The following is a 13,363-nucleotide window of genomic DNA, read 5'->3' on the forward strand; positions in this document are numbered from 1 at the left end:
TTTCGCCGTACCCGGGCGCGTGAGCGGACGACACGTTGTCGCCGGGGGTGAGGATTTACCATGTCACAACCTTCGCTTGAGGGCGCAAGGCGATAATGCTACGGTTTACAAATAGTTAACGGGCCTGATCCAGCGTTTCGCACCGATTGCAGCGTGGTGTGCGGAAGCGGGTAGGTAGCCTCAAGGTGATTTTTTGCACAACACGACTGAATTTCAACTGTTACGGCTGGGGCATTAGCCGGACCAAAACGTAACGAACGTCGCAGGCAAAGCTTTGCAAAGCATGGCTCTGAAGAGCCGAACTCGAACAATCAGGTCGAGATGCGCGATGGGCTGATCGTCTGCTTTTCATAGCCGGGAGTTTTATGTGATGTCGAATTCTGATGTTCGGAGTGCCGTTCCGAAGCAAGTCGTTTTCATCGATTCCCGCGCTCCTGACATCCAGGCCCTGATCGCCGGCGTCACGCCGGGCGAACTGGTGTTCGTGCTCGATGCATCGAGCGACGGCATCCAGCAGATCGCCAACATCCTGGTGGCCAACAATCTCACCGGCCTTAGCGCCATCTCCATCGTCGGCCACGGCACGGCCGGCGCCATCGATCTCGGCTCCACGGTGCTCAACGAGTCGAATCTGGCTGAGCACTCCGCCGCGCTCGCGACCATCGGCGCCGCGCTGACGGCGGATGGCGATATCGCGCTTTACGCCTGCAACACGGCGGCCGGCGCCGCTGGCCAGCAATTCATCGCCGATTTGGCGACCTATACCAGCGCCGACGTTGCCGCCGCGACCCATGTCGTCGGCGATGCCGCCCATGGTGGTTCCTGGACGCTCGATGCAGCGACCGGATCGATCGAAGCTTCGACGCCATTCACTGCGGCAACGCTTGAAAGTTTCGAAGGCACGCTCGCTCCGCTCAGCGGCCAGCTCTGGTACGGCGTCAATGGCGACACCGTCGGCAGCAGCAACCCGTTCGGCTACATCAATACGGATGGCAGCGGCCAGACCGTTGCGGGATCCTCGCCTGGCGTTCCTACACACTACAGCTGGTTTGGAGACATCGGCCTCGATACCGCGCCCGGATTATATTTCGCCATCAATAAGGACGCGGACAACGACTACACCTCGCTTGTCGTTGGCCGCACCGCCACGGGCGCGACGATCGGTACGCCTATCCTGCTCAATCCCAACGGCAACACCAGCGACTACGAGATCAACGCGCTGGCTGTCGATCCCAAGAACGACTACATCTATATCGGCATCTGGGGGACCGTCGCCGACAGCGGCATTATCAGGGTTCCGTACAATCAGCTCACGGGCGTCGTCAACAACGGGAATGCGATTATCTCGGGCGGCGTGATCGATCCGTCGCTCTATGTCGTCAAGGCAGGCGCCAATTTCACCAATCCGATAGACTTTTCGCTCGACGTCGCCAACCAGAAACTCTATTTCGCCGCCAACGATATGACCAATACCGGTGCCTTTTACGGCAACGGATATGCCAACACCAACGGCGTCTACGTGGTCGATCTGGCCACCGCCACGCCGACCACTGCGCCGACCTTGCTGTCGACCAGCTTTACGAGTGATATCAATCATTCCATTGTTGCGGTGGCCGTCAACGCCGCCGACAATGTCGTCTATTTCGCCACGACCGACTACAGCGGCGATGACACCTTCAGCACCATCTATTGGATGTCCACCAGCGGTGGCGCCGTTCACCAGATGACGCTGCCGGCGGGGATTACCCTGCCGTCCATTGCGAACAGCGGGCTCGCCTACGATCCGGTGTCGAATCAGTTGATCGTCAGCGACGACGGCAACGGCAGCACACCGCCCCCGTCCATCTATCAGTTGCAGCTCGACGGCCCCGGCACGAGCTTTACCGGTGGTGCGGTCTTGGGGAATGCCGATGACGCAGTGCCCAGCGCGTTCACGACGGGTATCGCATTTAATGCTCTGGCGAGCATCGGTGCGCTGAGCGGCTCCTCGACCCAGGCCCTGCAGGGCGGCAACGGCATCACCTTGCTTGGTGTGGCGCCGACCAACGTGACCGATTCCGACGGCGGCGGCAATCTCGCCAGTGCAACGGTCAAGATCTCCAATGGCCAGGCCGGTGACTTGATCGGCATCGACGCGAATTTCACTCTCACCACGACACCAACCAGTGTTGTGATCGGGGGCCTCACCTTCCTGGTCAGCTACAACGCCGCCACCTATACGCTGACCATCGCCAATCCGTCGGGCGTTCTGCACACCTACGACGAATTCGAGACGGCCCTCGCCCACGTCACCTTCAAGGACACCGGCACGGACACCACCACCGTCGGCCATCCGACCCGCTCCGTCGTCTGGCAGGTGAACGACGGCGCAAACGGCAATCCGACCGGCGCGGCCGGCACCAACAACACGACAACGACGATCACCATCGACCGCGCGCCGGTGGCGGGGGCTGACACCGGTGCGGCGGTATCCGGCGGATCCAACGGGTCCGGCAACGTGCTCACCAACGACACCGATCTTGATGGTGACGCGCGTACCGTGAGCGCCGTCAACGGGAGTGGTGCCAATGTCGGCAATTCGGTTGCCGGCACGTACGGCCATCTCACCCTCGGCAGCAACGGCAGCTATACCTACACCGCCGATAACACATCGGCGATCAATGGTGCGACGAACGGCAGCCACCCGACCGATTCCTTCACCTACACCGTGTCCGACGGCAATGGCGGCACGTCGACGACGACGCTCACCATCACCATCGATCGCGCGCCGACCGTTGTGGCCGACACCAACACGGTGGTGGCGGGTGGCACGACAGCGACCACGAGCGTGCTCACCAACGATTCCGATAAGGACGGCGACAGCTTTACCGTCACGGCGGTCAACGGCAGCGGCGCCAACGTCGGCAATTCGGTTGCCGGCACCTACGGTCATCTCACGCTCGGCAGCAACGGCAGTTACACCTACGCCGCGGACAACGCGGGGGCGATCAGCGGAGCGGCGACCGGCAGCCATCTCACCGATACGTTCACTTATACGGTCAACGACGGCCAGGGCGGCACGGCGACATCGACGGTGACCATTACCCTCGACCGTGCGCCGACGGTTGTCGCCGATACTAACACCGCGCTGTCCGGCGGCGCTCAGGTCAGCAGCAATGTCCTGACCAACGACACTGACAAGGATGGCGATACACTGACCGTTTCGGCAGTGACTGGTGGCACCGTCGGCAACCTGATCCAGGGCACCTACGCCAACTACCAAATCAACGCCGACGGCACCTACACTTACATTGCGGGCGTGACAGCTGGGCAGCAGTCGGCAATTGCTGGCGCAGGCCCCAATCTGGTCGACCACATCACCTTCACGGTCTCGGACGGCCATGGCGGCACCACGTCGTCGACGCTGGACATCTCGATCGAGACCGCTCCGATCATTACATCGATCACGGCGTCGGGCACCGACATCGACGGCGGCGGCAATGGCGACATCAATGCCGGCCATGTCGTGACCCTGACGCTCCACATGAGCAGCGCGGTGACAGTTGTTGGCGGCGTACCGACGCTGACCCTGAACGACGGAGGCACTGCCACTTACCAGTCAACCAGCGGCAGCGATCTGATCTTTACCTATACTGTCCAGCCAGGCCACAACACCGCGGATCTTGCGGTGGCCGCGCTCGATACCCATGGCGCGACCATCCAGGATGGCGCGGCCCAGAATGCCGACTTCACCATCGTGCCGGCGGTGACCGGCACGCTGCAGATCGACACGATCACCCCGACGGTCAGCATCGCGGCCGACGATACCTCGCTTGTCGCCGGCCAGACCTCGACAGTGACCTTCACCTTCTCGGAGGCGGTGTCCAATTTCGCGCTGGGCGATGTCACGGCCACCGGCGGTGCGCTCAGCAACTTGATTCATGTCGGCATCGACGGGTCCGGCCATGACATCTACACCGCGATCTTCACGCCCGGCGTGACTGACACCGAAGCAGGTTCGATCCAGGTCACGGCCTCGAGCTACAACGACGGTGCCGGCAATGCCGGCGGCGGCAGCAACGCCGTCAACTTCACCGGCGACACGCAGGCGCCGACCGTCTCAATCGCGGCCGACGACACCACGCTGCTTGCCGGCCAGACGGCAACGCTCACCTTCACCTTCTCGGAAGCCGTGTCCAACTTCGCGATTGGCGATGTCACGGTCAGCGGCGGCGCGCTCAGCAACCTGGTTCACGTCGGGGTCGACGGATCCGGGCATGACATTTACACCGCGACGTTCACTCCCAGCGCGACCAACACCGAGGTAGGGTCCGCCCAGGTGGCGGGCGGAAGCTATACCGACGGCGTCGGCAACACCGGTTCGGCGAGCAACACCGTCAATTTCACCGGCGATACGCTGGCCCCGACGGTCTCGGTCTCGGCTGATGACACCTCACTCGTCGCCGGCCAGACGGCGACGGTGACCTTCACCTTCTCGGAGGCGGTGTCCAGCTTCGACCTCACCAACACCACGGCCACCGGCGGCGCGCTCAGCAACCTGATTCATGTCGGAATCGACGGGGCCGGGCATGATATCTACACCGCGACGTTCACGCCCGACGTGACCAACACCGAAGTGGGCTCAGTCCAGGTCACAGCCGCGAGCTATACCGATGGTGCCGGGAATGCCGGAGGCGGAGGTACCGTCAACTTCACCGGCGACACGCAGGCGCCGACCGTGTCGATCGCGGCCGACCAGACCACGCTGCTTGCCGGACAGACGGCAACGCTCACCTTTACCTTCTCGGAAGCTGTGTCCAACTTCGTGATCGGTGATGTCACCGTCAGCGGCGGCGCGCTCAGCAACCTGAACCATGTCGGCGTCGACGGGTCCGGGCATGACATCTATACGGCAACGTTTACCCCCAGTGTGACCAACACCGAGGTGGGGTCAGCCCAGGTAACAGCAGCGAGCTACACCGACGGCGTCGGCAACACCGGTTCGGCCAGCAACACCGTCAATTTCAGCGGCGATACGCTGGCGCCGACGGTCACGATCTCGGCCGACGACACCACGCTGGTCGTCGGACAAACCGCGACCGTGACGTTCACCTTCTCGGAGGCGGTGTCCAACTTCGATCTCGGCGACACCACCGTCACCGGCGGTGCGCTCAGCAGCCTGATCCATGTCGGCATCGACGGATCCGGGCACGACATCTACACCGCGACCTTCACGCCTGAGGTGAGCGATACGGCGAACGGCTCGGCCCAGGTCACGGTGTCGAGCTATACCGACGTCGCCGGCAATGCCGGCGCGGCGAGCAACACCATCACCTTCACCGGCGACACCCAGGGGCCGACGGTGTCGATCGTGGCTGTCAACGACACGCTGGCCGCCGGCCAGACCACGGGCGTGATCATCACCTTCTCCGAGGCGGTGTCCAATTTCGCGCTGGACGATATCGCGGTCAGCGGCGGCGCGCTCAGCAACCTGATCCATCTTGGCGTCGATGGGTTCGGCCACGACATCTACAACGTGACCTTTACGCCCGATGTGACCAATACCGAAGTCGGCTCGGTCCAGGTGACGGCGTCGAGCTATAACGACGGCGATGGGAATGCCGGAGGCGCAAGCAATGTCGTCAACTTCACCGGCGACACCCAGGCACCGACGGTGTCGATCGCGGCGGATCAGACCGCGCTGCTGGCTGGCCAGACCGCAACCATCACCTTCACCTTCTCTGAGGCGGTGTCGAACTTCAATCTCGGCAACGTCCTGGCCGTCGGCGGCGGCCTCAGCAATCTGGTGCATGTCGGCGTCGACGGCTCCGGCCACGACATCTACACCGCGATCCTCACGCCCTTTGTGAGCGATGCCACGAGCGGCTCGGTGTGGGTGGCGTCACCGAGCTACACGGATGGCGGCGGCAACGTCGGCTCGGTGAGCAACGTCGTGTTCTTCAGCGGCGACACCAAGGCGCCGACGGTGTCCATCGCCGCCGACGACACCTCCCTGGTGGCCGGACAGACCGCGACCCTGACCTTCACCTTCTCCGAGGCCGTGTCCAATTTCGCGCTCGGCGACGTCACGGTCACCGGTGGTGCGCTCGGCAACCTGGTCCATGTCGGAATCGACGGTTCCGGGCACGACATCTACACCGCGACCTTCACGCCTAATGTCAGCAACACGGCGAATGGTTCGGCCCAGGTGACGGTGTCGAGCTACACCGATACGAGCGGCAACAGCGGCGCGGCGAGCAACACCGTCACTTTCACCGGCGATACACTGGTGCCCACGGTGTCGTCGGTCGCGACCTCCGGCGCCGGCATCACCGCCGGCACCGGCAGTCTCAACGCCGGCGATGTCGTGACCTTCACGGTCAACGCCAGCGAAGTCGTCTTCGTCACCGGCAGCCCGACGCTCACCTTGAACGACGGCGGCGTCGCCACCTACACCGGTGGAAACGGCACGAGTGCGCTGACCTTCAGCTACACGGTCCTGGCGGGCCAGAACACCAGCGATCTCACGGTGACCGCGGCCAACCTCAACGGCGGCTCGATCCGGGATGGCGCCGGCAACGCCGCCAACCTCAGTGCGGCGGCAACCAATCCGGCCGGCACGCTGACGATCGACACCACCGCACCCACGGTGTCGGTGTCCAGCAACCTGACCAATCTGCATGCCGGCGAGACGGCGACCGTCACCTTTACCTTCAGCGAGGCGGTGCAGGACTTCACCCTGGGTGACGTGCTTGCCACCGGCGGCAGCCTGAGCGGCCTGACTCAGGTCGGCACAACCAACGTCTACACCGCGGCGTTCACACCGGTTGCCACCAACACCGAAGTCGGCCAGGTCCAGGTCAACGTCTCCAGCTACACGGACATTGCTGGCAACGCCGGAGGCGCGAGCAACGCCGTCAACTACACCGGCGACACGCTCAGGCCACACGGCACGGCCGCCGCCAATCCAGGAAGCGGCGTCCTGATGTACGGCCAGACCGTGCACATCACGCTGAGCTTCACCGAAGCGGTGGCCTTCGCCGGCGGCATTCCAGTGCTGACCCTCAATGACGGCGGGACCGCGACCTTCAATCCCGCCGCGACTTTGTTGCTGGGCGATCCGACCAAGATGGTGTTCGACTATACGGTCGGTGCCAACGACAGCAGTGTGTCCACACTCGCCATCACCAGTGTGAGCGGTGGCAACATCACCGATATCGCCAGCAACGCCTCAGACAGCCTCGCCACCTCGTTCAACGGGCTGTCGGTGCAGACCTCGGTGATTACCGCGCATACCGACAGCAATCACCTCCAGGTCGGCACCACGATCAGCACGGATGCGGCCCACGGCGTGCTGGCCAACGACACCGACACCAACCCCACCGACCATCTGGTGGTCAGCGCGGTCAACGGCTCGGCGGGGGGCGTCGACCACACCGTCAACGGCAGCTACGGGTCGCTGACGCTGCATGCCGACGGCAGCTATTCCTATACGGCCAATGGCGCTTCCAACGGCTATCTGGTCGACACCTTCAGCTACACCGCCAACAACGGCCATGGCCAGAGCTCGAGTTCCACGCTGAGCATCGCGGTGGTCGGCAACAACTACGCCTATGTGGCGGTTCCGCCGGGAGGATCGACGGGAACTGGGTATGGTAATATCGTGCTCGACGGCAGCGCGGGCGGTGCCACGCTGACATCATTGAACAGCTATAACGCCCAGCACATCCTGATCGGTGGCCCGGGCGATATCCTGAACTCCGCCACCTCTGGACGAGATACCTTTGTCTTTGCTGGTGATTTCGGGCACAACACCATCAACAACTTCACGACCAGTCTGGACACCATTCAGCTCCAGCAATCGCAAGTCGGCAGCATCGCCAGTGTCATGGCGGATCTGCACCAGGTCGGGGCGGATGCCGTTCTGACGCTGGATGCAAGCCATGTCGTCACTATCACCAACATGCAGGTCGCCAGCCTGACCGCGGCGAACTTCCATCTGGTCTGATCGGTGTTGACGCGGATTTCTTGCGGCACCGTGGCGGAAACGTCACAGCCGCAAGAACCGTTGTGAGGTATAAAGAATCATTATCAGAGGTTGCAACGGTGCCAAGGTGGGGAACGGCCTGATGATGACTGATATCGCAAGGAAACTGGTGCTGGCGGGGGCATTCGCGGCTGGTCTGATGGCAGCCGGCAGCGCTGTCGCCGCTGATCTGGCGTACAAGGCGCCGGTCAAGGTGATCGCTCCTGCGCCGGTTCCGACCTGGACGGGGTTCTATATCGGCGGCAACGTCGGATATGGCTGGGATGCATCCAAGTCGTCGGGCCTGGGATTGAGCACGACGGATCCGGGGCTCCAACCGTTCGTCGATGCCCTTCTCGCGGCAGGCTCCTATCCCGCATCACTGTCGCCCAATGCCAAGGGCGTCATCGGCGGCGGCCAGATCGGCTATAACTGGCAGGTATCGCCCCAGTGGCTGTTCGGCCTCGAAGCCGATATCCAGGGATCGGGAATCAAGGGCAGCGACAGCCGGACGCTCTTTCCCGTGCAGTTCGACGCCACCTCGACGAGCCTGACCAAATCGATCGACTGGTTCGGCACGGTGCGCGGCCGCATCGGCCTCCTGGCCAATCCGCAATGGCTGATCTACGCCACCGGCGGTCTTGCCTATGGCGACGCCAAGCTCAGCTTCAATACCACCGACGTCACTTCGGGCTGCATCGTCGGCGCGACGATCTGCGCATCGGGGTCATCGTCGGGCGTTCGTGTCGGCTGGACCGCGGGCGGCGGCGTCGAGGCGATGCTGGCGCCGAACTGGAGCGCCAAGGTCGAATATCTCTATGTCGATCTCGGCCGGCGATCCTTGGATGTTCCGGCTTCGACGGGACCGTTTGTTTTCAGCGCCTCCGCCGACTTCCGTGAACACATCGTGCGCGCCGGCATCAACTACCACTTCAACTGGGGTGGTCCGGTCGTCGCCAGGTACTGACGGTTAATTACTCGGCGACAAACGCCGAGTGCGGCTTCAAGACAGACGGTTATCGGGCGGGACGCTAGCGTTCCGCCCGATTTGTTTTGATGCGACGGATGTTCGACGCGCGCTCAGATCACCTTGCTCATGCCGCGGATGCGCCGTGCCATCGCGCCCATGATGTACATCGCAAAATTCGGGATCTCGTCGATCATGAAGCGGAATTTGCGCTGATCGAGCACCGAGACTTCCACCGGCTCCCGCACCCGGGCCGTCGAGCTGCGTGGCGATTCGTCGATCATCGACATGAAGCCGATCGCCTCGTTGGGGCCGCACACCTCGACCACCTTGTCGCCGATCAGCATCTCGATCACGCCGGACTGGATCACATACATGCAGCTGCCTTCGTCGCCCCGGCTGAACACCAGGCTGCCGGCTGGAAAGGTGACGTTGACGCCCGCGTTGCGGGCGAACATCCGCATGTCGATATCGCTCATTGTTCTCCCCCTTATTTTTATGACGGAACGATAACACGGCCGCCGGGAGCCGGAAGCGCCGACAATGCGGGAGGGTGAATTTTGTCGCCATTCGGCGGCCTTCCTTAACCGGTTGCGTCGTCCTGTGCGCGCAATGAGACGGGATGGCGCGGAGGCGGCGCGCGCCGTTAAGTTTAATGCTTCAGCTTAACCTGCGGCTTCGATTGCAACAGCGGCGCCACGCGCTAACGTCACAGCACCGGACATTGCCACTGGTCCGGACATCCCCAAGACGAAGCCGTCGGGCGAATATACGCCGCCCGGCGGCTTCACTTAATCATCCGCGGAGGCGGCCATGATCGCAGGTGGTGGAGACGTGTTACGGACGGTGACGTCGAAGCCGATGCCGGACTGGGCCGCGGCCTGGCATGTCTGGACGGTCTGGCTTCCTCGCCGCACCATCAGTGGCCGGCTGGTGTGGGGCCGCGTCTGGCGCCGCCACGACGGCCGCCACTGGATCTACAAGAAGATGGTGTGAGGGAGCGAGGGCTCTGGCCGTGCAGGCTCATGCCGCCTGCAGGCGTGCCGTCGGGTTGTCCATCGCCGGCATGGAAGCTGCGGCCAGCTCGCGCGCGAACACATATCCGCCGCGGTCGGCCTTGGCCCGATAAAGCGCCTGGTCGGAGCGCCGGAGGATCGCCTCGGCGGTGCTGCCGTCCTCGCCCGACAGGGCCACCCCGATGCTCGCGCCGATCACGATGTCATGCCCCTCGATGCAATAAGGCAGACTCACCGCCTCGGAAATCCGTTGCGCCATCCGCTCAGCCTGCGTCCGCGAGGCCACGGATGTCTGAACCAGGATGAATTCGTCGCCACCCATCCGGACGATCAGGTCGCTGTCCCCGGCCAGTGATCGCAGCCGACCGGCGACCTCCTTGAGCAGGGCATCGCCGACCGGATGGCCGAATCTGTCGTTGGCGGCCTTGAAATGATCGAGATCGATGGCGTGGATCGCGATGGTGCGGTCGCCGCGACCGGCAATCATTCGCGCAAGGTCGCTCGCCAGCACCGAACGATTGAACAGGCCGGTCATTGGGTCGATGCGTGCGAGCTGCTCGAACTGGTGCTTGAGCGTGATCTGCTTGATGGCGGAATTGAACGTCAGGCGAACCATCTCGAAACTGCCGACGAGGTAGATTGCGATCAGCACGGCCATCCCGACATGCGGCGCATCCAGCCGCGCCATCGCCACCGCGATCGGGGGAACGCCCATTACGATGAGATCGGCAACCGCGACGAAGGGCAGCATCGACAGCCGCGCGACGATGCCGGCGCCGAAGCCGAACCCGACGCCGATCGCCATCATCGCGCATAGCGCGTCGTCGAGCATCAGGCTGCGTGCCGCAAACAGCCCGATGATGAAAGCGGTAGCGGCTGTCCCGATGACGTAGTGCCGCTTGCACTGCTCGGCTTCAGCCCGGTCGCGCAGTGGTTGCCTGGCGACGCGGCGCCGGAAGGCCAGAACATCCCATGCCCGGATGCAGGCGATGATCACGCTGAGGCCGGTGATGACGGCCGTCGCCATGTCCGTGCTTTGCCACGCCACGATCGTTCCGAGGATCGCTTGCGCGACACCCGTGAAGACAATCGGCACCATCGAGCCATAGAGCCCGCCGAGAACCTCGATCAGAACTGCGTCGGAGATCGATCCCGGGCGAGCGTCCAGTCGTTGCAAGAACATGACTTCCCCCATCCTGGGGCTGTCCTAGCGGAGAATCCGTAAAAGTCGGGTCCTTCGAATCGATAAAATTGAATCAAATTGGATTTGTCGGCAGCCCGCTGGGGCCCACGGGGCTTGGCCATGCTCACCATGCGTATCGGCCGCGCCCGACTCCATGTGGCTCGAGCGAATGATCGGAAGTCAGAGTCGTGGCTCGCCGAGGTCGGCGTCCGTGACCAGCCTGAGAAGCGCGCGCAGCGCGATAGCCTGATCATCGCCAAACGCTGTCGAAAAGCGCGCTTGTGCCTCTCCCCAGCAGGAGCGCGCAACAGCGGCTTGTTCGCGCCCGCGCGCAGTGAGGTGGACGAGCTTGGCGCGTCGGTCGCGCGGATCCCGCCCAATGCGAACGAGACCGTCACGCTCCAATGGTTTCAGCGTATGACTGAGTGCCGTGCGATCCATCACCAGCGCCTGCGCAAGTGACGTCAGGGTCGGCGACTCATCCTTGGGGCAGAGCGCGATCTCGGCAAGGATTGCATATTGACCGATGGTCAGCCCGCTGGGGGCCAAACAGCGGTCGTACAACAAACTGACGCGCCTGGCCGCTTTCCGAAGTGCGGAACAGTTGCATGCGATCGAGTCCAGCAAAGCTGATCGGTTCGGCACCGGAATGTCTCCGTATGGGCATTTATAGATGCATATACATTTTAAAATTAATCGAGCAAAGGCTATAAATCTCAAAAATAGCCAAATAAAAGCGTTTGACTCCCAAGTGAGGAGTTCTTAAAAGATGCATATGCACCTATTAGGGAGCCTTTCGCAATGAAGCTCATTGGGACTTATGTCTCTCCCTACGCCCGCCGCGTGGCAGCTGCCCTGGTTTCACGCGCGATCGCGTACGAACACGACGATCTCAACGGTTATGCCAATGCGGCGAGGGCGCGGGAACTCAATCCCGTCGGCAAGGTGCCGATTCTCGAGCTCGATGACGGCGAGCGCCTGTTCGACAGCGCTGCGATCATCGACTATCTGGACGAACTTGTCGGGCCCGAGCATGCGCTGATGCCGCGGTCCGGATCGGCCCGGCGTCATGTGCTGCGGCTTTCTGCGGTTGCTAACACCATCTGCGAACTGGTGACAGTGCGCTATCTTGAGCAGCAACGGCCGGCGGGCTGTAGCCAGCCGCAGTTGCTCGAGCGGTGCCGACTGCAGATCGTTGGCGGATTCAAGGCGCTTGATGCGGCGTCCGGCTGCAGTGACGCAATACGCCTCGATTCCCTCAACATCGCGACCATCAGCGCCATCGTTGCGTTTGAGTACACGCCGCGATGGTATCCGGGTTTCGACCCCGCTGAGGCCGCGCCCTCGCTCGCGAAAGTGGTGTCGGCCCTGCACGACGACGCTGCGTTCGCACGCACCCGTCCCTTGGCCTGACGGGAGAGACTCATGACCAGTAAAGTCTGTCTCGTCACGGGTGTCGGTGGTGCAACAGGGGCGGCGATCAGCCGCCGGTTCGCGCGTGACGGCTACCAGGTGGGGATGCTTGCGCGGAACCGCGATCGCTTGAAAGACCTGGAGCGAGAGATTGCGCACAGCAAGGCATATGTCTGCGACGTCGCTGATCTGGAGGCACTGGCCAGGACCATATCCGCAGTGCGGACGGATCTCGGAAAGCCATCGGTTGTGGTGCACAATGCGGTGTCGGCCACGTTTGGGACCTTTCTTGACGCGAATCCCGCAGATCTGGAGCGTAACTTTCGGGTCAACACCACCGCACTGCTCCATCTGGCGCGCGAGGTCGCGCCGGACATGATTTCGGCCGGCAAGGGGTCGATTATCGTGACCGGCAACACGTCCTCGCTCCGTGGCGTGCCGAACTACGCGCTGTTCGCGCCGACCAAGGCTGCGCAGCGAATCCTCGCGGAGTCGATGGCGCGCGACCTGGGTCCGAAGCGGGTTCACGTCGGTTATGTCACGATCGATGGTTCGATCCAATCTCCCTGGCTCAGCGAAGATGGGCGCAAGCCTCCCGCCTGGCACCCGCCGCCGGCTGACTGGTCGAGAGCGCCTGAAGAGTGGTTTGTCGATCCGGACGCGATTGCGGAAGAGGTGTTTCGGATGGCGCATCAGCACCCATCCGCATGGACATTCGACATCATCATCCGGCCGTTTGCCGAGAAGTGGTGATGAAGATCGAGCTCCCTGGTCGGTCC

At 62.9% G+C, this 13,363-nt stretch carries 8 protein-coding genes; 5 read left to right on the plus strand and 3 right to left on the minus strand.

Going from position 1 to position 13,363, the window contains the following annotated elements; translation table 11 throughout:
* Positions 1-370: 370 nt before the first annotated feature.
* Both RS897_RS15525 and RS897_RS15530 read left to right on the plus strand, forming a co-directional pair.
* Positions 371-7,987, plus strand: a complete 7,617-nt coding sequence (locus RS897_RS15525; RefSeq protein WP_315837405.1) for an Ig-like domain-containing protein — start codon at positions 371-373, stop codon at positions 7,985-7,987.
* A 121-nt stretch (positions 7,988-8,108) separates the two neighbouring features.
* A complete protein-coding gene (locus RS897_RS15530; protein WP_315837406.1) occupies positions 8,109-8,972 on the plus strand; it encodes an outer membrane protein in 864 nt (287 codons plus the stop codon).
* Between the two features lie 113 nt (positions 8,973-9,085).
* Here the strand turns inward: RS897_RS15530 and RS897_RS15535 are convergent, their stop codons facing one another.
* Positions 9,086-9,451: a Crp/Fnr family transcriptional regulator gene (locus RS897_RS15535; protein ID WP_315837407.1), complete on the minus strand. Its 366-nt coding sequence runs from the start codon at positions 9,449-9,451 to the stop codon at positions 9,086-9,088.
* Between the two features lie 334 nt (positions 9,452-9,785).
* On the opposite strand from RS897_RS15535, the gene RS897_RS15540 reads away from it, so the two are divergent.
* A complete protein-coding gene (locus RS897_RS15540) occupies positions 9,786-9,968 on the plus strand; it encodes a hypothetical protein (protein WP_315838954.1) in 183 nt (60 codons plus the stop codon).
* Positions 9,969-9,995: 27 nt separating this feature from the next.
* On the opposite strand, the gene RS897_RS15545 is transcribed toward RS897_RS15540, so the two are convergent.
* Positions 9,996-11,171, minus strand: coding sequence for a GGDEF domain-containing protein (locus RS897_RS15545; RefSeq protein ID WP_315837408.1), 1,176 nt, complete (start codon positions 11,169-11,171; stop codon positions 9,996-9,998).
* A 180-nt stretch (positions 11,172-11,351) separates the two neighbouring features.
* Positions 11,352-11,816 (minus strand): MarR family winged helix-turn-helix transcriptional regulator, encoded by a 465-nt coding sequence (locus RS897_RS42275; protein WP_407654553.1) that lies wholly within the window; start codon positions 11,814-11,816, stop codon positions 11,352-11,354.
* Positions 11,817-11,972: 156 nt separating this feature from the next.
* Between RS897_RS42275 and RS897_RS15555 the strand changes: the two genes are divergently transcribed.
* Together RS897_RS15555 and RS897_RS15560 are read left to right on the plus strand one after the other, a co-directional pair.
* Positions 11,973-12,584, plus strand: coding sequence for a glutathione S-transferase N-terminal domain-containing protein (locus RS897_RS15555; protein ID WP_315837410.1), 612 nt, complete (start codon positions 11,973-11,975; stop codon positions 12,582-12,584).
* Positions 12,585-12,596: 12 nt separating this feature from the next.
* Positions 12,597-13,337 carry an SDR family NAD(P)-dependent oxidoreductase gene (locus tag RS897_RS15560; protein ID WP_315837411.1) on the plus strand — a complete coding sequence of 247 codons (741 nt, stop codon included), beginning with the start codon at positions 12,597-12,599 and terminating at the stop codon, positions 13,335-13,337.
* The last annotated feature ends 26 nt before the right edge of the window (positions 13,338-13,363 follow it).

Origin of the sequence: Bradyrhizobium prioriisuperbiae (assembly GCF_032397745.1) — a bacterium.
GTDB lineage: Bacteria > Pseudomonadota > Alphaproteobacteria > Rhizobiales > Xanthobacteraceae > Bradyrhizobium_A > Bradyrhizobium_A prioriisuperbiae.